This is a genomic window from Streptomyces sp. NPDC052396, assembly GCF_044593195.1.
In the GTDB taxonomy this organism is placed as follows: Bacteria; Actinomycetota; Actinomycetes; order Streptomycetales; family Streptomycetaceae; genus Streptomyces.
In genome coordinates, this window is record NZ_JBIUAW010000006.1 from 99,027 (window position 1) to 119,814 (window position 20,788).

Here is a 20,788-nt window from a genome sequence, read left to right on the forward strand (position 1 = left end):
CCTCAGACGCCGTCCGGCTTGCCGACGGCGACCCGGCCGGCTTCCTCCCCCAGCCTTCGGCCGGGGGCGCCCCCGGGCTCGTAGGGCTCATAGGGCTCGGTCCCGCGGTAGTGCCGGGGCTCCTGCAGAACGGCCGTCAGCCCGTTCTGCAGGACGGTCCGGCCGGCCGGCGGGGCGGAATTGCGCCGCATCTCCTCGATGCCCTTGAGCACCGCCCGGCGCAGCCGCTTGGACAGCGGCTTCTCCACCCAGCGGTTGATCAGCCAGGCGGCCGCCAGCATCACCACGATCAGCCCGGCCACCAGCGCCGGCGCCGGCACACGGTCGCGCAGCCCGTAGATCACCGTCATGCCGATGTACTGGTGGATGAGGTACAGCGGGTAGGTGAGCGCGCCCGCGGTGGCCAGCCACCGCCACTGCAGCCGGTCGAAGGCTCCCACCGCGATCAGCGCCATCACCACATAGGCCAGCGTCAGGATCAGCACGGCCGGCCAGACCGGGACCGAGCTGTTGGTGTTGTCCGAGACACGCTTGGGCATGTGGTGCAGGGACAGCAGCAGCGAGGAGGCGGCGATGCCCCACAGCAGAGCCGTCGGCTTGAAGCGGTGCATCAGATAGAAGGCGATGCCCGCGATGAAGTGCGGCGCGTACAGCGGCATGGTCCACATGTTGAGCATGCGGTCGTCGGTCACCTGGGCGGTGAGCGCGGCCACCGTCCACAGCCCGCAGAACATCACGCACTTGCGGTAGGTGACGCCGGTGGCGACCACCAGCGCGAACAGCACATAGAACTTGAGCTCGATAAAGAGCGTCCAGTAGACGCCGTCCACATCCCAGACCCCCACGCCCTGCTGGAGCATGGTCAGGTTGGTGAAGACGGTGTCCCAGCTCTTGAGGTGGCGTACCTGGGGCCAGAGGGAGATCACCGCGCCGGTCAGCAGGACGCCGAACCAGTAGGCGGGGTAGATCCGGGAGACCCGGGAGGCGATGAAGTCACCCAGGGTCCGGCCCCAGGTGCTCATACAGATGACAAAGCCGCTGATCAGGAAGAAGACCTCAACGCCCAGCCAGCCGTAGCGGCTGACCAGGGTCAGATGCGGAAAGACCTCGGTGGGGCGCCGGCCCCAGCCGCCGTGCAGGTCGGTGTAGTGGTAGACCACCACCATCAGGGCGGCCAGCAGGCGCAGCCCGTCGAGTACATACAGCCGGGGGGCGGCATGCGGGACGGCTACCGGGCCGCCGTCGGGTCGGCCTCGGCTGGCGAAGCGCATGTCGTCCACTCCCATGGGTTAGTCGGATCTTCGTATTCGGCGGGCGTGCGCGCAGGAATGCTGACACAAGCGGAACCTGTGTCGCCGTGACGGCGATCTCCTGTCCTCATATTTCTGCGCGGTCTCCCCTGGATGGTGGTATTCATCTGCGCCCTGTGTGACCGTTCGGTGGCGAGTGGATGAAGGGTCCGGATGCGCATGGCCTACCCGGAACGGATGGCCGTCACCGCGTTCCGCAGTGAGCCGCCGACCCGGCGGGCCAGCGGACGTTCCACCCACCGGTGCACCAACCAGGCGGCCATCAGCATCCCCGCGACCAGTGCGGGCAACAGCACATAGCGCGGCAGGCGCCCATCGGCGTGCTTGATGATCACCCAGCCGATGCGCTCATGGAGCAGGTAGAGCGGATAGGTCAGCGCTCCGGCTGTGGACAGCCAACGCCACTCGAGCCGCTGTGTCCAGCCGAGGGCCACCGCCGCCATGGCGAGGAAGAACAGCATCAGGAGCAGGGTGGTCGGCCAATGCGGAACCTTGTGACCCATATATCCCTCCGCACGGGCCTGCGCGGCCAGCAGATCGTGCTGAGTGATCAGGAAACATCCGCCGATGATCAGCCAGAGCACCTGGTTCGGGCCGAACCGGTACATCAGGTAGAAAGCGATTCCGGCGATGAAGTACCAGCAGTCGCCCGGCATCAGCACCCCGTTCAGCAGCTCGTTGCCGCCGGCCCGGGCGGCGGTGGCGGCGAACGCCCAGACCAGGCAGAAGCCCACCGTCCGCCGGTAGGTCAGGCCCTGCCGGACCACCAGCGCGAACAGCAGGTAGAACCGCATCTCCACCCAGAGCGTCCAGTAGACCCCGTCGACCGGTTCCACCCCCAGGGGGTCCTGGAGCATCGTCAGGTTGACGGCGGCCTCCCGCAGCCCGGGCCGGGCGTTGACCTGTGGCCAGCGCCACAGCACCAGGGTGACCGCGAGCACCGCGAACCAGTACGCGGGGTAGAGCCGGGTCACCCGGGAGACCGCGAACTCGGCCAGGCCGCGCTGCCAGCCGCTCAGGCAGATGACAAAGCCGCTGATCAGGAAGAAGAGCTGGACGCCCAGCCAGCCGTAGGAGGCCGGCAGATGGCCGGTGGGGAAGAGGGTGTGCGGCGGCCGGGGCCAGGCGCCGCTGCCGAAGGCCAGGTAGTGGTACGCCACCACCATCAGCGCCGCACTCAGCCGCAGCCCGTCCAGCGCGCCCAGTCTGCGCCGCGCTCCCTCGGCCCCGGCTCCGGCCCCGGCCCGGCACGGTGGCGGGACCGGCCGGTCGGGATGCTCCTGCTGTACCGGCAGAGTGGAGTGCACCACCCCTCCTGGGGTCCGCGCGTGGCCAACGGGGCGAGCCGTGAAACGTGCCGGGAAGCTACCAGTGCGGGATTGTATTTTTGCCGCAAAACATTAAATAGTCGACAAAACCCACCACTTTGGCGCAGCCGCCGGATTCCGGCCCGCCCATGGGCCCGAGGCACTGCCATGGGGCCACTACCCTGGTTCCGTGACTATTCGCCTGTACGACACCAGCGCCCGGCAGATCCGCGACTTCACCCCGATCACCCCGGGTTGTGTCTCGATCTACCTCTGTGGCGCGACCGTGCAGGCCGCACCGCACATCGGACACATCCGGTCGGGTCTGAACTTCGACATCCTGCGCCGCTGGTTCACCTACCGCGGCTACGAAGCGACCCTGGTGCGCAATGTCACCGACATCGACGACAAGATCATCAAGAAGGCGGCCGAGCAGGGGCGTCCCTGGTGGGCCATCGCCTATGACAACGAGGTCGCCTTCAACGACGGCTATGACGCGCTGGGCTGCCTCCGCCCCACCGTGGAACCCCGGGCGACCGGGCACGTTCCCGAGATGATCGAGATGATGCGCGGGCTGATCGAGCGCGGTCACGCCTATGCCGTGAACGGCAATGTCTACTTTGACGTCCGCTCCTTCCCGGAGTACCTGGAGCTCTCCAACCAGGAGCTGGAGAACCTCCTCCAGCCCGCCAGTGAGGACGAGACCGGCAAGCGCGACCCGCGCGACTTCGCCATGTGGAAGGCGGCCAAGCCGGGCGAGCCCAGCTGGGAGACGCCCTGGGGCCGTGGCCGCCCCGGCTGGCACCTGGAGTGCTCGGCCATGGCCCACAAGTACCTGGGCACCGCCTTCGACATCCACGGCGGCGGCCTGGACCTGATCTTCCCGCACCATGAGAACGAGATCGCCCAGGCCAAGGCCTTCGGTGACGACTTCGCCCGGTACTGGCTGCACAACGCCTGGGTCACCATGAGCGGCGAGAAGATGTCCAAGTCGCTGGGCAACTCGGTGCTGGTCTCCGAGATGACCAAGCACTGGCGGCCCATTGTGCTGCGCTACTACCTGGGCACCCCGCACTACCGCTCGATGATCGAGTACAGCGAGGAAGCGCTGCGCGAGGCCGAGTCCGCCTTCGCCCGGATCGAGGGCTTCATCCAGCGCGTGGTGGAGAAGGCCGGCCCGGTGGAGCCCGCCGCCGAGGTGCCGCCGGCCTTCGCCGAGGCGATGGACGACGACCTGGGCGTCCCGCAGGCGCTCGCGGTGGTGCACACCACCGTCCGGCAGGGCAATGCCGCGCTCTCCGCGGATGACAAGGAAAGCGCCGTTGCCCGCCTGGCCGAGGTCCGCGCCATGCTCGGCGTGCTCGGCCTGGACCCGCTGGACGAGCGGTGGGCCGGCGGCCAGGAGCGCGGCCAGGACCTGCACGGCGTGGTCGACTCCCTGGTCCGGCTGGTGCTCGACCAGCGCCAGGCGGCCCGTACCCGCAAGGACTACGCCACCGCCGACGCCATCCGCGACCAGCTCCAGCAGTCCGGGCTGAGCATCGAGGACACCCCCTCCGGGCCGCGCTGGTCGCTCGCCTGAGCGACACTTTTACCAAGCACGTCTTTACCGAGCGTCAAACGCAGTAGCAGGAAACAGGTGACCCATGGCCGGCAACAGCCAGCGCAGGAACCGCCGTACGTCCAACAAGAAGGGCGCGACGGTCGGCAGCGGCGGCCAGCGACGCCGAGGCCTGGAGGGCAAGGGCCCGACCCCGCCCGCGCATATGCGCAAGGGCCACAAGAAGAACCGGGTCGCCAACGCCCAGGCCAAGCAGGCGGCCCGCCGCCCGGCCCCGCGCCGCGGTGGCCCCAAGGGTGCCAACGAGCTGGTCGTCGGCCGTAACTCGGTGGTCGAGGCGCTGCGCGAGGGCGTGCCCGCCAACACCCTCTACGTCCAGCAGTTCGTGGACAGCGACGAGCGGGTGCGCGAGGCGCTGCAGCTCGCCACCGAGCGTGGCCTCAACCTGATGGAGGCCCCGCGCCCGGAACTGGACCGGATGACCAACGGCCTGCACCACCAGGGCCTGGTGCTGTCCGTCCCGCCGTATGACTACGCCCACCCCGAGGACCTCACCGCCGCCGCCTTCGGCGACGGCGAGGACCCGCTGATCGTCGCCCTGGACGGCATCACCGACCCGCGTAACCTCGGCGCCGTGGTCCGCTCCGTCTCCGCCTTCGGCGGGCACGGCGTGGTCGTCCCCGAGCGCCGCGCGGCGGGCATGACCGCCAGCGCCTGGAAGACCTCGGCCGGCACCGCCGCCCGTACGCCCGTGGCCCGCGCCACCAATATGACGCGGACCCTGGAGGCGTACCAGAAGGAGGGCCTGATGGTGGTCGGCCTGGCCGCGGACGGTGACACCGAGCTGCATGAGCTGGACGCGCTGGAGGGCCCGGTGGTCATCGTGGTCGGCAGCGAGGGCAAGGGCCTGTCCCGGCTGGTCGGCGAGACCTGTGACTTCCGGGTGCGGATCCCCATGCCGGGCGGCGCCGAGTCGCTCAACGCGGGTGTCGCCGCGGGTGTGGTGCTCTATGAGGCGGCGCGCCGCCGCGCCTGATCTCCCGCTCCTCCCGGTGCGGCCACGGAAGATCATCTTCCGTGGCCGCACCGGCAGTTGGGGGCCTTGACGGGTCTCGGACACCTTGGGCCGGTCAAGGCAGTGTCCTTATCTCCGGTCACTCGGTTAGATGAGTGTGGACACCAGAACACCCCGCACACCCACGGGGGGAAGCTCTTCCGGGTACGACGACCAGCCCGCGCTGAGTACGGTGAAGGTTCCCTCCGACCCCGCGCAGGTCTCCGGCAACCACCTGAGCTTCCGCGTACAGCTCGCTCGCCCCCCGCGAGCCGCCCGGCGGATCGCCGTAGCCGTCGACGCGGCACAGCTGCCCACGGTCCCGGGTGCGGCCAGGCGCCGCCCCGTGGTGTGGAGCGGGCGGACCCAGCCCGGCGATGCGGCGCCCACCCAACTCCTGGACGCCGTGCGGGAATCCGGCGTCACCACGGCCACCAGAGCCGCCGGCGGCGATGTCGGCGCCACCCAGGTGCTGCCCCGTGTCGGTGTGGGCGCTCCGCCCCTGATCGGCCAGCGCGGTCCCATCGGTCCCGAGGACAGCACCCAACTGCTGTCCACGGTGCGTCCGTCGATGGATCTCGATGACGAACTCCCGTACGAGAACGATGAGTTCGACGAGGAGTTCGACGCCCCGCGCGGCGCCCGGCAGGGCGGCGACCCGGTCAAGCACGCCTATTACCCCGGGCGCCGGATGAACCTGGGCGTGGTCCTGCTCCCGCTGCGGATCTTCCTCGGGCTGATCTCCATCTGCGCCGGCATGGGCAAGCTCTGCGACCCGGTCTACTTCGACGGCGGCAAGCGCGGCTCCATGGTCACCTGGCTGACCGCGCTGCACCCCTGGAGCGCGGCCGCCCCGCTGCGGAGCCTGGCGCTCAGCCACCCGGTGGGCTCCGGGCTCACCGTGGCCTTCCTGCAGATCGTCGTCGGTGTCCTCACCATCTTCGGCCTCTGGCAGCGGCTGGCCGCCGGCATCGGTGTGCTGCTCTCGACCGCCCTGCTGGTCACCGTCAGCTGGCGGACCGTCCCGGTCTACGCCGCGCCGGACATCATCTACCTGGCCGCCTGGAGCCCGCTGGTGATCGCCGGGGCCCCGTTCTACTCGGTGGACGGCCGGCTGGCCGGCGAGGCCTGGCGGCGGTTGGGCCCGCGGGCCGGACTGTGGGAGCTGCGGCGGCGGGTGCTGCGCCGAGGCGGGGTGATGGCCACCGTGCTGATCGGCGTCTCGCTGATCGCCGGTTCGGTGCTCGGCGGGGCGGTGCGCTCCTCGCAGAACGCCCCGGTGCCCGGGCCGGCCGCGCCGCCCGCCAACAGCCTGCCCGGTTCGCCGCTGCCGATGCGGCCCAGCACCACCCCGCGCGGCTCGCACGGCCCGTCCTCGGGCGCCACGCCGCGGCCCGGCGCGAGCGGTCACAAGACCACGGCGCCCAGCCCCAGCGCCACCTCGTCCCGGGGCACCAGGTCCCCCCTGGGCTCCACGGCCACCGGCGGTCACCCGGGCACCAGCTCGGGCCCGCACTCCGCGCCGCAGACCCCGCACCACCAGCCCGTGGCCCCGGCCGCCCCGCACCACACCTCCGGTTCCTCCGGCGGTGCCGCCGGCTCCGGCGGGGGCTCCGGCGGCGGCTCGGACTCCTCCGGCGGCTCCTCCGGCTCCGGCGGGGGCGCGCTCGGCGGCCTGCTGGGCTGAGACCGCTCCCCACCCACGGTGGCCCCGCACCCGCGCGAACGGGTACGGGGCCACCGTGCTGTGCGCCGAGCCGCGCTGTGCGGTGGGCTCAGCCCGCCAACTCCCGTGCCGCCTCGGTCAGATCCTTGGCGGTGTCGATCGCCCGCCAGTAGGCGCCCTGCGGCAGCGGGAAGCCGGCCAGCCGGCGTTCCCGGGCCAGCCGGGGGAAGGTGGTGCGCTCATGGTCGCCCCGCTCGGGCAGCAGATCCGCGAAGCCGGCGGAGAACACATACACGCCCGCGTTGATCAGGTACGGGGACGGCGGGGCCTCGATGAAGTCCAGGACGTGCCCGAACTCATCGGTCTCCACGGCGCCCCAGGGGATGCGCGGCCGGGCCAGGGCCAGGGTGGCGGTGGCATCCCGCTCCTGGTGGAAGGCGGCCATCTCGCGCAGCGAGAAGCGGGTCCAGATGTCGCCGTTGGTGGCGTACCAGGGCCGGTCGGGGTGCGGCAGCCGGGCCGCCGCGTGCTTGAGGCCGCCGCCGCGGCCCAGGGGTTCGGTCTCCACCACGGTGGTCACCCGCAGCGGCAGATCGGCCGACACGAGCCAGGACTCCAGGACTTCGGCCAGATGGCCGCAGGAGACCACGGCGTCGGTGACGCCCTCGGCGGCCAGCCAGGCCAGTTGATGGCCGATGATCGGCATTCCGGTGCCGGGGATCTCGACCATCGGCTTGGGCCGGTCATCGGTGTACGGACGAAGCCGTGACCCTTGGCCTCCGGCCAGGATCACGGCTTGCGTGGGGCTGCTGCTGTGGTGCGTGCCGGTCATGCCCGGCACCCTATGCCGTACCGCGGACCGCGCTGCGGCAGGCCCTGGGTGGTGCGGCCCCCGGCGGTCGCGCTCAGTGCCCCTCGGCGACGCCCGTGGCGAAGGAGGTGTCGCAGACGGGCCGTGCGTAGGCCTGTGCCTTGCGGACCGAGTGGTACTTGGCGACCGCCGCCTGGCCGAGGACCCGGGCGATGTCCGCGCAGTAACGCGCCAGCGAGGGACGGCCGTTGGTGGCTTCCTGGAGGTGGGTGAGGGCCACGCCCGGGTTCTTCTCCTGGAGCTCCGTGAGCAGCCGGTCGCGCAGCACCTCATGCGGTGCCCGGCCGGCCCTGGCCGTGGAGGCGGAGTCGGAGGACGCGGTGAGCACCTGGGATTCGGCGGTCGGCGCCGCCCAGGGCACGCGGGTGACCGCGAGCGTCCCGGAGAGGACGAGAACGACCGGAAGGACGAGGGCGAGAGTTCTGCCGATGCGGCGGGCGGCCTGGTTCATGCCGCAGATGGTAGCGACGGGTAATGGGCCCGCGACATTTAGTCACCCGGTCGAGCGATGTGGCGGCCGGTTTCTTTTCGCCAGGTTGACGAATGGAACCGGCCGCCGGTCGGTCAGTCGCTCAGACGCTCGCCCGAGGAGGTGGAGAAGACATGCAGTTCGCCCGGTCGCGGCACCACATTCAGCACGGCGCCCTTGTCCGGTACCTGGCGGCCGCCGACCCGGACCACCAGGTCCGTGCGCTCGCCGCCGAGTTCGGCGGTGCCGTAGACATAGCCGTCCGCGCCCAGCTCCTCCACCACGTTCACGGTGACCGCCAGGCCCGCCGGGGCGTCCTTGGCCAGGGCGTCGCCGGCCTGCTCCACCAGGTCGAAGTGCTCGGGGCGCACCCCGACGGTGACCGTGCGGTCGCCGCGGTCGGCGGCCGCGGTCAGCGCCTCCCGGGAGACCGGCACCACGCTGTTGCCGAACTTCACCCCGCCGTCGGTGATCGGCACCTCCACCAGGTTCATCGCCGGGGACCCGATGAACCCGGCGACAAACAGGTTGGCCGGACGGTCGTACATGTTGCGCGGCGAGTCGACCTGCTGGAGCAGGCCGTCCTTGAGCACCGCCACCCGGTCGCCCATGGTCATCGCCTCGACCTGGTCATGGGTGACATAGACGGTGGTGATGCCCAGCCGCCGCTGCAGCCCGGCGATCTGGGTGCGGGTCTGCACACGCAGCTTGGCGTCCAGGTTGGACAGCGGCTCGTCCATCAGGAACACCTGGGGTTCGCGGACGATCGCCCGCCCCATGGCCACCCGCTGCCGCTGGCCGCCGGAGAGCGCCTTGGGCTTGCGGTCCAGGTACTCGGTGAGGTCCAGGATCCGGGCGGCGTCCTCGACCTTCTGCCGGATCTCCGCCTTGGGCACCTTGGCGATCTTCAGGGCGAAGCCCATGTTCTCCGCGACGGTCATATGCGGGTAGAGGGCGTAGTTCTGGAACACCATGGCGATGTCCCGGTCCTTGGGCGGCAGATGCGTCACATCGCGGTCGCCGATCCTGATCGATCCGCCGTTGACGTCCTCCAGCCCCGCGAGCATCCGCAGCGAGGTGGACTTCCCGCAGCCGGAGGGGCCGACCAGGACGAGGAACTCACCGTCCTCGATCTGGATGTCCAGCTGGTCGACGGCGGGCTTGTCGGCGCCCGGGTAGATCCGGGTCGCCTTGTCATATGTGACCGTGGCCATGGTGGTGGGTCCCTTCACCGGCAGGAACGTGCCGGACGATCCGAGTAGAGGGAGTGGTCCAGTCCAATTCGGACAGGTTCCCGGTGACGCTACCCGGGGTCCGGCGGCTTGTCAGTAGGGTGCGGGTCACGAAAATCGGGGCTGGGCCGGGCGGGAAGTCTGGGTAGACTGCTCGCCGTGCCGTCTTAGCTCAGCTGGTAGAGCAGCTGTCTTGTAAACAGCAGGTCATCGGTTCGAGTCCGATAGGCGGCTCTGTGTGAAGCCCGGGTCAGTTCTTCGCTGGCCTGGGCTTTCTTTGTGCCCGGTGGCCGCGATCATCTCTGACGCTGGATCAGGGGGCGGCAAGCGCAGATGCCCCGACCGGAGTCCGGTCGGGGCATCCGCGCTTGCGGGGAGTTGAGTTGGGTCAGGGAACCCGGTCCGGGCTAGTAGCGCCCCACCTGCTCGCCCTCGCGCAGCGGCGCGGGGCCGGACGCGTGGGAGGTCTGGCGGGGGGCGTCCTGGTGACCGGGCCACCAGGCCTTGTGGCCGAGCAGGGAGGTGATGGTCGGGACCAGCAGCATCGCCATGATGAAGGCGGTGAGCAGGATGCCGAAGGCGACCGCGAAGCCCATCTGCTGGAGCATGGAGTTCTCGGAGATCATCAGCACTCCGAAGCTGCCGGCCAGGATGATCGCCGCCGAGGCGATGGTGGGCGCGGAGCGGGAGACCGCCACCCGGATGGCCTCCCGGGAGGAGACGCCTCGCCGGACCTCTTCGCGGAGCCGGGCGACCATCAGGATGTTGTAGTCGGTGCCGATGGCGACCACAAAGAGATAGACGATCACCGGCAGCATGAACAGCATGCCGTCCTTGCCCTTGACGTCCTGGAAGAGCCAGACGGTGGCGCCCAGGGTGGCGCCGAAGCCCAGGGCGACGGCGATCATCAGGTACAGGGGAGCGATCAGGCTGCGCAGCAGCAGGCCCAGGATGATCATGATGGCGAGGCCGGCGACCGGGAAGACCACCTTGTAGTCGTGGTTCACGGCCTTCTCAATGTCGGTCAGCACGGCAGAGGTGCCGCCGACATACGCCTGGGTGCCCTCGGGAGCCGCCTGGTGCGCCGTGTCCCGCAGCGGGCCCTTGGCGATCTCGATGGCCCGGTCATCGGTGGACTCGTACTTCAGCACCACGGGGTACTGGGCGACCGAGTTGTGCGAGCCCATCACGGCGGCGATGGGGTGGCCCTTGTCCACGCCGTCGATGGCGCCGAGCTTGGCGGCGAAGCCGTCCACCGTGCTCTTGCTCAGGGCCGAGCCGTCCTTGGACTTCAGATAGACCAGGGCGGGGTCGGACTGGCCGGCCGAGAAGCCCTTCTGCATGTCCTTGGCGGCCTGGACCGACTCCACCTTCTGCGGCAGCTGGCTCTGGGTGTTGAAGTCGGACTTGAAGCCGAAGGCGCCGATGGCGAGCACCGCCAGGACCGCGGTGGACAGCACCGCCATCAGGCCAGGACGGCCCGAGACCAGCGAGCCCACGCTGTTGGCCAGGCGGTTCTTCGGCAGCTTCTTCCAGGCCTTGGACGGCCAGAACGCCTTGGTGCCCAGCAGGGAGAACACGGCCGGGACCAGGGTGAGCGCGGCGATCAGGGTGACGGCCACCGAGATGGCCAGCGAGGGGCCCCAGGTCCGCATCATGCCCATGGTGGACAGCAGCAGGGCGAGGAAGGCGGCGATCACCGCGCCGGCCGCGGAGGCGATGGTCTCGCCCACCCGGGCGACCGCCTCCACCAGGGCCTCCTTGGGCTGCTGCCCGGCCCGCAGCTGCTCGCGGTAGCGGAACAGCAGGAAGAGGATGTAGTCGGTGCCGACACCGAAGAGGACCACGATCAGGATCGCGGTGATGGAGGGGTCGGCCTTCAGCCCGCCGAGCGAGGCGGCGGTGCCGATCAGACCCAGGGCCACCGAGAACACCGCACCGATGATGAGCACCGGCAGGATGGCGATCAGCGGGCTGCGGAAGATGACCAGCAGCAGCACGATGATCAGCAGCAGGGTCGCCGACATCACCATGGCGTCGGTGTTGCCCGAGGACTCCTGGGCGTCCAGGTTGGTGGCCGCGGTGCCGGTGATCCCCATCTTCAGATGGGTGCCCTTGATCAGGTCCTTGCCGTCCTCACGCATCTTCTTGACGGAGTCGGTGAGGTCTTTTTCGTAGGAGTTCTTGGTGGTGGCGACGACCTGGGCCAGGGCTATCTCACGGTTGGGCGAGACGGACTTCTCGCCCGCCGTCACCACCTTGGCGACCAGCTTGTAGTGCTTGGCCTCCAGCCCCTGGCTGACCTTGGTCACATCGCGTACGTCGGCGGCGTCCAGCTTGCCGCCGTCGGTGCGCTGGAAGACGAGGGTGGCCGAGGACTGGTCGGTGTGCGGGAAGGCGTCTTCCTGGAGCTTGGCCGCCTGCACCGACTCATAGTGCGAGGGCAGGAACTCGGTCTCGTCGTTGGTCGCCTTCAGCCCCGGGGCCAGCATGCCGAGGGCCACGGCTGCGATGATCCAGGCCGCGATCGTCAGCCATGGTCGATGGACGGCGAATCGTCCGATTCGTCGGAACATGGTCGGGGCTCCCCCTCTGGTACTGCCAAGGTGCGAAAGTTCGTACGGGCAGAGCCAAGGTAGGGAGTCTCTTTATGCGGAGACAACAAATCCCAGGGGAATCAGGGGGAAATCGGTCCTGGGGTGGGGGAACCCTCCTCCCTCGGTAGGAGAGGCTCTCACCCGTGGGGTAGAGACCGGACTGCCGAACGCCTGCGCCCGGATTACTCTGCCCCCATGACCGACGCTGCCTCTGCTGCCAGTGCTTCCGAGAACTACGCGGCCCGGATGGAACGCGCCGTCCGGTGTGCCGCCCAGGCCCGCATGGCGGGTCTGATCGTGATGCCGGGCCCCACCCTGACCTGGCTGTGCGGCTACCGGCCGGTGGAAACCGAGCGGCTGACCGCGCTGTTGCTGGTGCCCGGCGGCAAGCCCCGCCTGTTCGTACCCGAGTTGGAACGCCATGATGCCGAAAAGGCGCCGGGAGTCGACCCGTTGACGGTCACCGGCTGGCGGGACGGCGAGGATCCCTACGCGGTGGTGGCCGGGCATCTGACGGCGCCGGGCCGGTACGGGGTCTCCGACAACACCTGGGCGCTGCACCTGCTGGCCCTGCAACGGGCCTGCCCCGACGCCTCTTTCGCGGCGCTGACCGAGGCGCTGCCCATGCTGCGCGCGGTCAAGGACGCCTTCGAGGTGGAGCGGATGGCGGCCGCGGGCGCGGCGGCGGACGCCACTTACGAGGAGATCGTCCAACTGCCCTTCGCCGGGCGGCGGGAGAACGAGGTGGCCGCCGACCTGGCCCGGCTGCTGCGCCGGTACGGGCACAGCCAGGTGGACTTCACCATCGTCGGCTCCGGCCCCAATGGCGCCAACCCGCACCATGAGGCGGGGGACCGGGTGATCGGCAACGGCGACATGGTGGTGCTGGACTTCGGCGGCCTGCTGGACGGTTATGGCTCCGACACCACCCGTACGGTCCATGTCGGCGAGCCCACCGCCGAGGAGCGCAAGGTGCACGATCTGGTGCGCGAGGCGCAGCAGGCCGCGTTCGAGGCGGTCCGGCCCGGGGTGGCCTGCCAGGAGATCGACCGGGTGGCGCGCCAGGTGATCAGCCGGGCCGGCTACGGCGAGTACTTTGTGCACCGCACCGGGCATGGCATCGGGGTCACCACCCATGAGCCGCCCTACCTGGTGGAGGGCGAGCATCTGCCGCTGGTGCCGGGGATGTGCTTCTCCATCGAGCCGGGCATCTATCTGCCGGGCCGGTTCGGGGTGCGCATCGAGGACATCGTGGTGTGCACCGAGACCGGCGGGCGGCGGCTGAACAACACCGCCCGGGAGATGTGGATCGTCTCCTGAAGCGGCCCCGGAAAATCACTGGCGGCCCGGGCGGCGCGTACGCAAGCTGACCGCATGCTGATCAGAGACGCGCAGGCCGGCGACTGGGCCGCCATCTGGCCGTTCTTCCGGGAGATCACCGAGGCCGGGGAGACCTATGTCTACCCCCGGGACCTCTCCTTTGAGCAGGGCCGCGAGTGGTGGATGGAGTCGCCGCCGGCCCGGACCGTGGTGGCGGTGGACGAGGACGGCAAGGTGCTGGGCAGCGCCAAGATGGGGCCCAACCGTCCGGGCCCCGGCTCCCATGTGGCCACCGGGAGCTTTATGGTCGCCGCCGAGCACGGCGGCCGCGGTGTGGGCCGGGCGCTGGGCGAGGAGCTGGTCTCCTGGGCGCGCTCGGCCGGTTACCGGGGCATCCAGTTCAATGCCGTGGTGCAGAGCAACACCCGGGCGGTGGCGCTGTGGCGGTCGCTGGGCTTCACCGTCGTGGGCACCGTCCCGGAGGCGTTCCGGCGCCCGGACGGCTCGTACACCGGGCTGCACATCATGTACCTGCCGCTGCATGGCTGAGCGGCGCTTTCCCTTACGGGGCGCCCCCTAGCCGGCCCGCATCCGACGGGCGCCATAGGGCGACGCCCCCCGGTCCGCGGGGACGCGGTCCCGGTGTTTGGGGGCCGGGGCGGTGATCAGCGTCCAGCAGGTGGCCGCGGCCAGCAGCATGATGCCGGAGGCCCAGGCCAGGCCCACATGGAAGCCATGCACCTGGCCCTGTTTGACGATGGCCTCGTGCACGGCCGGGTTGATGGCGCCCGCCGCCCTGAGGTGGCTGCCGATATAGCCGGCCGCGGTGGTGGTGGCGATGGTGTTGAGCAGCGCGGTGCCGATGGAACCGCCCACCTGCTGTGAGGTGTTGACGGTGGCGGAGGCGACGCCGGAGTCGGCGGGGGCCACCCCGCGGGTGGCGGTGTCCATCACCGCCACAAAGGTCAGGCTCATCCCGATGCCGAAGAGGATCATCGAGGGCAGCACATGGGCCGCGTAGGAGGCCCGTACCGGCAGGAAGGTGAGCAGGAACAGGCCGACGGCGGACAGCAGGGCGCCGGGCACGATCATCAGCCGGGGCGGCAGGTGGTGCAGCAGCCGGGCCGAGACCATGGTCGAGGTCAGCATGATGGTGGCGGACAGCGGCAGGAAGGCCAGGCCCGCGGTGACCGGCCGGTAGCCGAGGACGCCCTGGAAGTAGTACGTCATGTACAGGAACATCCCGAACATGGCGACCACGGACAGCGCCAGGGTGAGGAAGGCACCGGCCCGGTTGCGGTCGCGGATGATGCGCGGGGGCAGCAGCGGGCCGGCCGCCCTGGTCTGCCACCAGCCGAAGACGGTGAGCAGCAGCACCCCGCCGGACAGCGCCCCGAGCACCGCCGGGCTGCCCCAGCCACGGGGTCCGGCCTGGCTGCAGCCGTAGACCACCGCCACCAGGCCGGAGCAGGCCAGCAGCACCCCGGGCAGGTCCAGCCGGGTGTGCTGCTGCGGGCGGTGGTTGCGCAGCGACCAGGCGGCGCCCAGCGAGGCCGCCACCGCGATGGGCGCGTTGACATACAGGCACCAGCGCCAGTCCAGGTACTCGGTGAGCAGCCCGCCGGCCAGCAGGCCGATCGCCGAGCCCGCGGCGGCGATGCCGCTGTAGACGCCGAAGGCCTTGCCGCGTTCCCGGGGGTCGGTGAAGGTGGTGGTCAGCAGGGACAGGGCGGACGGGGCCAGGACGGCGGCGAAGACGCCCTGCAGCGCCCGGGCGCCGAAGAGCTGCCACTCGGTGCGGGCGGCGCCGCCCAGGGCCGAGGCCACCGCGAAGCCGGCCAGTCCGGCCAGGAAGGTGCGCCGCCGCCCCACCAGGTCGGCGATCCGGCCGCCGAGCAGCAGCAGGCCGCCGAAGGCCAGGGTGTAGGCGGTGATCACCCACTGCCGGTTGGCGTCGGACATATGGAGCTCGCGCTGGGCGGAGGGCAGGGCGATGTTCACGATGGTCGCGTCCAGGACCACCATCAGCTGCGCCAGAGCGATGAACACCAGTCCCCACCAGCGGCGGGGGTCGGCCTCCGAAGCGGTCATGGACAGGGGAGCCGAAGGGGGTATGGGGGGTTCGCTGGATGCGCTGGTCGAGCCCATGCACTCAGCGTAGGTGCGGCCATCGGGGAGCGCGCGCCGAGTTTGCCCGGACTTGAGCCCTCACTTGGACCCTCCGTACCGTGGCCGTCACACCCGGGGAAAGCGGGACTGGAGGTCCCAGACGGCCGGGTTGTCGGCCAGCCCCTCGTGCATATCGGCCAGGTCGGCGATCAGGTCGTGCAGGAAGTCCCGGGCCTCCCGGCGCAACTCGGCGTGGTTGAAGGTGAGCGGGGGCTCGTCGGCCGGCACCCAGTCGGCGCTGACCTCCACCCAGCCGAAGCGGCGCTCGAAGAGCATGCAGTCGGTGGACTCGGTGAAGTCCAGCTCGGCGAAGACCGGGGTGGCCGAGCGGCTGCCGCGCGGGTCCCGGTCGAGCTGTTCCACGATGTCGCACAGGGCCCAGGCGAAGTCCAGCACCGGCACCCATCCCCAGGCTGTGGACAGCTCCCGGTCCGCCGCGGTGTCGGCGAGGTAGACATCGCCGCAGAACAGGTCGTGCCGCAGTGCCCGTACGCCGACGGTGCGGTAGTCGGTCTGCGGGGGGTCGGGGAAGCGGCGGGAGAGCGAGTAGCCGAGGTCGATCACGTCCCCGATGGTGTCATGGCGGGCCGGTGCCCCCGGCGGTGGCCGGGGGCACGGCTCGGGCTGTGTGGCGCTGCCCGGGCTACTTGACGTTGATCGCGGTCCAGGTGGCCGCGACCGCCTTGTACTCCTTGCTGTTGTTGCCGTACAGGGCGGCGGCCGCCTGCAGGGTGCCGGTGCGGGCCGCCTTGTAGTTGGTGGTGGAGGTGAAGTACGTGGTGAGCGCCTTGAACCAGATGCGCTCGGCCTTGTCCCGGCCGATGCCGGCCAGCTTGGAGCCGTCGGCGGTGGGGCTGTCATAGCTGAAGCCGTTGACGACCTTCTTCCCGCTGCCCTCGGACAGCAGATAGAAGAAGTGGTTGGCCGGGCCGGAGGAGTAGTGCACATCGATGCCGCCGATGCCCGAGGACCAGTAGTCCTTGGAGCGGCCGTCCTTGCTCGGCTGGTCCATGTAGCGCAGCGGCTTGCCGTTGCCGAAGATGTTGATCTGCTTGCCGACGAAGTAGTTGCCGGGCACCGCCGGGTTGTTGGCGTAGAACTCCACGGCCTTGCCGAAGATGTCGCTGGTGGCCTCGTTGAGGCCGCCGGACTCACCGCTGTAGATCAGCTTGGCGGTGGCGGCGGTGACGCCATGGGTCATCTCATGGGCGGCCACATCGAGCGAGGTCAGCGGGTGGGTGTTGCCCTGGCCGTCGCCGTAGGTCATGCAGAAGCAGCTGTCGTTCCAGAAGGCGTTGACATAGCCGTTGCCGTAGTGGACGCGCGAGTAGGCGGCCTTGCCGTCGCCCCGGATGCCGCTGCGGCCGAAGACGTTCTTGTAGAAGTCCCAGGTGACCGCGGCGCCGTAGTGGGCGTCCACCCCGGCGCTCTGCCGGCCGCCGCCCCAGGTGTCGGTGTTGTTGGTGAACAGTGAGCCGGTGCCGGAGCTGCCGCCGTTGAGGTCGTAGGTCTTGTGGCCGCCGCGCTTGCCGTCGCTGAGGGTGTACTTGGCGCCGGACTTGGTGGTGTCCAGCGGCACCTTGCCGCTGTAGGTGCTGGTGCCGGTGCCGGTCTCGATGGCCTCCTGGCCGAAGAGCTTCTTGCCGGTGGCCGCGTCGGTGACCACATGCAGTTCGCTGGGCGTGCCGTCCGGCTGGACGCCGGTGACCACGGTCTCGTACGCCAGGACGGGCTTGCCCTGTGCGGCCCAGATCACCTTGCGCGGGGCCTGGCCGGCCTCGGCCTTGGCGGTCTTCTCGGCGGCGGCCGCGCTCAGCGCGCTCCGCTGGGCCGCGGCGGGCGCCAGCCGGGCGTCGGTGGAGGCGACGGCTATCTTCTCCTCGGTCGCCTTGGTGACGGTACGGCTGCCGTTCTTCGCCTGATGGACCACCAAGTCGCCGCCCAGCACCGGCAGTCCGTCATAGGTGCGCTCATAGCGGGTGTGCACCGTGCCATCCGCGTCCTTGATCACATCGCGGACGATCAGCTTCTCCTTGGCACCCAGGCCGATCTTCCCGGCCGTGGCGGCCGCCTCCTGCTGGGCGCCGGCCAGGGCGTCCGCCCGCTGGGCCGCGGAGAGGGCCAGCGGCGCTCCGCCGCCCTGGTCGGACGAGGCGGTGGCGGAGCCGGTCTGCGCACCGACCGCGACCATCGCGGCGGAGGCGACCAGCGCGGCGGCGCGCAGGGCGTTCTTGCGGGGGCCGGCTGTGCGGATGCTTCTCAACTCGGTCTCCTCTGAGGGGGGTTCGGGCCGACGGGGGGTTGACGGCCCGCTGGTGCACAAGATGTGGGAGCGAATTGAGCAGAGCGTGCCAGCAAATGCTCACCTTTGACAGGGGCGCAACAAGGATGTGATCTAGCGTTATCCAAGGAGGGGTCAATTCCGGTCGTGCTCGGCCGAGTTGGTTTAGGCCACGTGCAAGTGGGCCGCCGCGAAGGATGCGGCGGCCCGTGGACAGCAGTGGGCCCCACCGGTCGCGGGGCCGGTGGGGCCGTCTGGGGAAAGGAAGTTGATGCAGGTCAGGACGTTCGCGGCGGATGAGGTTCCGGCCGCGCTGGCCCGTCAGGCCGAGGCGCTGGCCGAGCGGGAGTGGCCGGGCGGCGGCGCGCATGACCCGGCGCTGCGGCCGGTGGCCATGCTGCTGGTCTCAGCGGAGCGGGAGGTGGTGGCCGCCCTGGATGTGCTGTCCAAGGAGCTGGTCCACCGGGGTCGTGCCTGCCGGGCCTCGGGGCTGAGCGCGGTGGTCACCGACCCGGCGCGGCGCGGCCGGGGGCATGGGCGGCATCTGGTGGCCGCCGCCCGTGAGTTCATCGCCCGGAGCGGCGCGGATATCGGCCTGTTCACCTGTGACCGGCCGTTGCGCGCCTTCTATGAAAGCGCCGGGTGGGAGGCGCTGGAAGGCACCGTGCTGATCGGCGGAACGCCCGGGGATCCCCTGCCCGGTGACGCTCCCGGCTTCGACAAGGTCACCATGGCCGGATTCTTTTCCGCACAGGTGAAGCGCGACGCGGCGTCCTTCCGGAACGCCCGCATCGCGCTTCACCCAGGGGTGATCGACAGGCTGTGGTGAGAGGGCTACGGCTGGTCGTCGGTCGGCGGACGGCTGCCGATCTGCTCGTCGAGCCTGCGCTGGGCCGCGTCGACCTGGCTCTGGTACTTGTCCCCGGTCCTGGCGTCAAACGCGTCCCCGGCCTTCTCCACCCCCTGGCGGGCCGTGTCCTCGTGGCCCTTCAGCAGGCCCTTGAGCTTGTCGAGCATGGACATGGGTGTCCTCCTTGGAAAGGTCTGACTCAGCCAGGATCACGGCATTCGCCCCGTTGTGCATCCCGGGTGGCGACCCGTAGGGGGAGCCCTCCTCCCTTGGCATGATCATTCAAGTGACCGCCGCGCCCTAAGGTGATCCCGCATCAGCTCACAAAGATCGAAAGGCCCGGCTGCCGCTATGAAGCCGTCCCGCAGAACCACCGCCCTCGCCGCGCTGCTCGCCGCCGGTGTGCTGGCTTCCACGGCCGCTCCGGCCCTCGCGGCCCCGGCGGCCCACCGGCCCGTCGACCGGACCGCGCTGCAGCGGGCGCTGGACAGGCTGGCGGCCGACGGTGTGCCCGGCGCGGTGGCCGAGGTGCGGGACGAGCATGGTGTCTGGAACGGCTCGGCCGGCCGGGAGGACCTGCGCGGCAAGCAGCGCCCGGCCGTCGACGACCGGTTCCGCGCCGGCAGCGTGACCAAGAGCCTGGTGGCCACGGTCGTCCTGCAGCTGGTGGCGGAGAAGAAGGTCGGCCTGGACGACCGTGTCGACCGCTATCTGCCGGGCCTTATCCCGGCCGACCACTATGGCAGGCAGATCACCGTGCGCCAGCTGCTGCACCACACCAGCGGGCTGCCCGACTTCCTCGACATCCTGAAGAGCCGGCTGATGGGGGAGTGGCACGGCGACTACAACAAGCTGCGGACCGAGCACTACACCCACCGCCAGCTGGTCTCGATGGCCCTGACCCTGCCCTCGGAGTTCAAGCCGGGCGAGAAGGGCAAGTGGGAGTACTCCAACACCAACTATGTCGTGCTGGGCCTGCTGGTGGAGCGTGTCACCGGCCACTCCCTGAGCCAGCAGGTCGACCAGCGCATCATCCGGCCGCTGCACCTCAAGAACACCTCCATGCCCACCACGTCCCGGATCAACGGGCGTCATCTGCACGGCTATCAGCGGTTCCCCCGGCCCACCGGCCCGTTCGCCGACATCACCGAGTACGACCCCAATGTCTTCTGGGGCCCCGGCAATGTGGTCTCCAACGCCCATGACCTGAACACCTTCTACCGCGCCCTGCTGGGCGGCAGGCTGCTGCCGGCCAAGCTCGGCAAGGAGATGCGGAATGTGACCCCGGACGGCGCGGACCGCCCGGGCCGCTACTACGGCCTGGGGCTGGAGGGCACCACCGAGTACACCCAGGCGAAGGCGTACGGCCACACCGGCAGCGTCCCCGGCTACCTCACCTACAGCTTTGTCACCGAAGGCGGAAAGCGGCAGGTGACCCTGGCGCTGGGCAGCAACCTGGACCTCAACCCGAACCAGAAGGCGGCCGATGACGCCAAGGCGTTCATCAAGGCCGCGCTCAACGGCAAGTAAGGCCCGCCGGAGGGGAGTCAGGCCGCCGGGCGCCGCCGCAGGTGCACATGCCCGGGCTGGCTGTAGTGCGGCGGCCAGGGGTCCAGGATCCGGTCGAAGCGGTAGCCGGCCTTCTCGGCCACCCGGCAGGAGGCCTGATTGCCCTCCTGATGGCGCAGCTCCAGCCGCTCCAGCCCCTCGCCGGCGAAGGTCTCGAAGGCCCAGTCGGTGAGGGCGTCCAGCGCGGCCGGGGCCACGCCCCGGCCACGGGCGGGGGCCGCGGTCCAGTAGCCGACGTTGGCGCAAGTCCGGTCCGGGCCCGGCCATTTGACGACCACATGGGCGGCCACGGCGGCTTCCAGGCACACCGCGAAGCTCAGCCGCCGCCCGCTCTCCCAGCCGGCCTGCTGGGTCTCGATCCAGCGGGCCGCGTCCTCGGCGTCGTCCACGGTCATGGAGGTCCAGCGGCGCAGTTCGGCGTCCCGGGCGGACTCCACCAGGGCCTGGGCGTCCTGCTCGGTCCAGGGCCGCAGCAGCAGTGCGGGGTCCGTGGTCCGCAGGGTGACGGTCATCAAGGCCCTCCAGGGGACGT

18 protein-coding genes and 1 tRNA gene are annotated in these 20,788 nt (G+C 70.3%); 8 read left to right on the forward strand and 11 right to left on the reverse strand.

What is annotated here, in order from left to right; translation table 11 throughout:
* Nucleotides 1–2: 2 nt before the first annotated feature.
* Nucleotides 3–1,271, reverse strand: a complete 1,269-nt coding sequence (locus tag ACIHFE_RS17035) for an acyltransferase family protein (protein ID WP_400107227.1) — start codon at nt 1,269–1,271, stop codon at nt 3–5.
* 203 nt (nt 1,272–1,474) lie between these two features.
* A complete protein-coding gene (locus ACIHFE_RS17040) occupies nt 1,475–2,617 on the reverse strand; it encodes an acyltransferase family protein (protein WP_400107229.1) in 1,143 nt (380 codons plus the stop codon).
* 190 nt (nt 2,618–2,807) lie between these two features.
* Between ACIHFE_RS17040 and cysS the strand changes: the two genes are divergently transcribed.
* From cysS to ACIHFE_RS17055, 3 genes are all read left to right on the forward strand, one after another.
* Entirely contained in the window at nt 2,808–4,199 is a 1,392-nt protein-coding gene (cysS, locus tag ACIHFE_RS17045) for a cysteine--tRNA ligase (RefSeq protein ID WP_400107230.1), read from the forward strand.
* 64 nt (nt 4,200–4,263) lie between these two features.
* The gene (gene rlmB, locus ACIHFE_RS17050; RefSeq protein ID WP_400107232.1) at nt 4,264–5,214 is read left to right on the forward strand and encodes a 23S rRNA (guanosine(2251)-2'-O)-methyltransferase RlmB; all 951 of its coding nucleotides are present in this window, start codon (nt 4,264–4,266) and stop codon (nt 5,212–5,214) included.
* Between the two features lie 130 nt (nt 5,215–5,344).
* Nucleotides 5,345–6,919, forward strand: a complete 1,575-nt coding sequence (locus tag ACIHFE_RS17055; RefSeq protein ID WP_400107234.1) for a DoxX family membrane protein — start codon at nt 5,345–5,347, stop codon at nt 6,917–6,919.
* An 88-nt stretch (nt 6,920–7,007) separates the two neighbouring features.
* Here the strand turns inward: ACIHFE_RS17055 and ACIHFE_RS17060 are convergent, their stop codons facing one another.
* From ACIHFE_RS17060 to ACIHFE_RS17070, 3 genes are all read right to left on the reverse strand, one after another.
* Nucleotides 7,008–7,730: an NDP-sugar synthase gene (locus ACIHFE_RS17060; protein WP_400107236.1), complete on the reverse strand. Its 723-nt coding sequence runs from the start codon at nt 7,728–7,730 to the stop codon at nt 7,008–7,010.
* A 73-nt stretch (nt 7,731–7,803) separates the two neighbouring features.
* On the reverse strand, nt 7,804–8,220 hold the full coding sequence (locus ACIHFE_RS17065; protein ID WP_400107238.1) for a hypothetical protein: 417 nt from the start codon (nt 8,218–8,220) through the stop codon (nt 7,804–7,806).
* A 113-nt stretch (nt 8,221–8,333) separates the two neighbouring features.
* Complete coding sequence (locus tag ACIHFE_RS17070; protein ID WP_400107240.1) at nt 8,334–9,452, reverse strand: ABC transporter ATP-binding protein; 1,119 nt, start codon at nt 9,450–9,452, stop codon at nt 8,334–8,336.
* 179 nt (nt 9,453–9,631) lie between these two features.
* Between ACIHFE_RS17070 and ACIHFE_RS17075 the strand changes: the two genes are divergently transcribed.
* Nucleotides 9,632–9,704, forward strand: a tRNA-Thr gene (locus ACIHFE_RS17075).
* A gap of 173 nt (nt 9,705–9,877) precedes the next feature.
* Here the strand turns inward: ACIHFE_RS17075 and ACIHFE_RS17080 are convergent.
* Nucleotides 9,878–12,046, reverse strand: a complete 2,169-nt coding sequence (locus tag ACIHFE_RS17080) for an MMPL family transporter (protein ID WP_400107241.1) — start codon at nt 12,044–12,046, stop codon at nt 9,878–9,880.
* 216 nt (nt 12,047–12,262) lie between these two features.
* Here ACIHFE_RS17080 and ACIHFE_RS17085 point away from each other — a divergent pair, with 216 nt between their 5' ends.
* Both ACIHFE_RS17085 and ACIHFE_RS17090 read left to right on the forward strand, forming a co-directional pair.
* On the forward strand, nt 12,263–13,387 hold the full coding sequence (locus ACIHFE_RS17085) for an aminopeptidase P family protein (RefSeq protein WP_400107243.1): 1,125 nt from the start codon (nt 12,263–12,265) through the stop codon (nt 13,385–13,387).
* A 54-nt stretch (nt 13,388–13,441) separates the two neighbouring features.
* Nucleotides 13,442–13,936 (forward strand): GNAT family N-acetyltransferase, encoded by a 495-nt coding sequence (locus ACIHFE_RS17090; protein WP_400107245.1) that lies wholly within the window; start codon nt 13,442–13,444, stop codon nt 13,934–13,936.
* A 27-nt stretch (nt 13,937–13,963) separates the two neighbouring features.
* Here ACIHFE_RS17090 and ACIHFE_RS17095 read toward each other — a convergent pair whose 3' ends face one another.
* From ACIHFE_RS17095 to ACIHFE_RS17105, 3 genes are all read right to left on the reverse strand, one after another.
* Nucleotides 13,964–15,478 (reverse strand): MFS transporter, encoded by a 1,515-nt coding sequence (locus ACIHFE_RS17095; RefSeq protein WP_400107246.1) that lies wholly within the window; start codon nt 15,476–15,478, stop codon nt 13,964–13,966.
* A 144-nt stretch (nt 15,479–15,622) separates the two neighbouring features.
* On the reverse strand, nt 15,623–16,120 hold the full coding sequence (locus ACIHFE_RS17100; protein WP_400107248.1) for a hypothetical protein: 498 nt from the start codon (nt 16,118–16,120) through the stop codon (nt 15,623–15,625).
* Between the two features lie 79 nt (nt 16,121–16,199).
* Nucleotides 16,200–17,747 carry a M4 family metallopeptidase gene (locus ACIHFE_RS17105; protein WP_400108013.1) on the reverse strand — a complete coding sequence of 516 codons (1,548 nt, stop codon included), beginning with the start codon at nt 17,745–17,747 and terminating at the stop codon, nt 16,200–16,202.
* Nucleotides 17,748–18,108: 361 nt separating this feature from the next.
* Between ACIHFE_RS17105 and ACIHFE_RS17110 the strand changes: the two genes are divergently transcribed.
* Nucleotides 18,109–18,666, forward strand: coding sequence for a GNAT family N-acetyltransferase (locus tag ACIHFE_RS17110; protein ID WP_400107249.1), 558 nt, complete (start codon nt 18,109–18,111; stop codon nt 18,664–18,666).
* Between the two features lie 5 nt (nt 18,667–18,671).
* Here the strand turns inward: ACIHFE_RS17110 and ACIHFE_RS17115 are convergent, their stop codons facing one another.
* The gene (locus ACIHFE_RS17115) at nt 18,672–18,860 is read right to left on the reverse strand and encodes an antitoxin (protein ID WP_400107251.1); all 189 of its coding nucleotides are present in this window, start codon (nt 18,858–18,860) and stop codon (nt 18,672–18,674) included.
* Between the two features lie 178 nt (nt 18,861–19,038).
* On the opposite strand from ACIHFE_RS17115, the gene ACIHFE_RS17120 reads away from it, so the two are divergent.
* Nucleotides 19,039–20,217 carry a serine hydrolase domain-containing protein gene (locus ACIHFE_RS17120; protein ID WP_400107253.1) on the forward strand — a complete coding sequence of 393 codons (1,179 nt, stop codon included), beginning with the start codon at nt 19,039–19,041 and terminating at the stop codon, nt 20,215–20,217.
* Between the two features lie 17 nt (nt 20,218–20,234).
* Here ACIHFE_RS17120 and ACIHFE_RS17125 read toward each other — a convergent pair whose 3' ends face one another.
* Nucleotides 20,235–20,768, reverse strand: a complete 534-nt coding sequence (locus tag ACIHFE_RS17125) for a GNAT family N-acetyltransferase (protein WP_400107255.1) — start codon at nt 20,766–20,768, stop codon at nt 20,235–20,237.
* Nucleotides 20,769–20,788: the final 20 nt, after the last annotated feature.